The sequence below is a fragment of the Corallococcus sp. CA054B genome, assembly GCF_003611625.1.
Lineage (GTDB): Bacteria > Myxococcota > Myxococcia > Myxococcales > Myxococcaceae > Corallococcus > Corallococcus coralloides.
Map to the genome: position 1 here is coordinate 1 of NZ_RAVY01000439.1, position 429 is coordinate 429.

Consider the following 429-nt stretch of genomic DNA (forward strand, 5'->3'; position numbering starts at 1 on the left):
GGCCTCATCCGGCGCAGCGCTGGCAAGGCGCGTAGCATCGAACTGCTTGTGCGGCCGGAGGCCCTGCCTGTCCTGCGATAGGCAGGGCCTATATCAACCGGTCAAAACCTCTGTGCCGGTGTACTAGGGGCTGCCCCTGATTAACGCAGCCAGAGAAGAATGGAGGCGACGTGGAGGACGGCGAGGTAGCAGGTCGCTGTCTTGTCGTAACGGGTGGCAGCGGCGCGAAAGCATTTGAGGTCGTGGAAGAAGCACTCCACCCGGTAGCGAAGCCGATAGAGGGTGCGGTCCAGAGGTGGAGGCTGCTTGCGGCTGGGATGGGGATGGATGACGGGCTTCATCCCCACCTTCTGGGCGTTGGCGCGAATGCGCTCGGCGTCATAGCCGGTGTCCGCGATGAAGGCGTCGCCTTCGGCGTGCACCAGCAGT

Annotated in this window: 1 protein-coding gene; it reads right to left on the reverse strand. The window is 63.9% G+C overall.

Annotated features, from left to right (window positions below; all coding sequences use genetic code 11):
• Positions 1-140 precede the first annotated feature (140 nt).
• On the reverse strand, positions 141-429 hold a 289-nt coding region (locus D7V80_RS41220; protein WP_158616790.1), incomplete at its 5' end, for a transposase.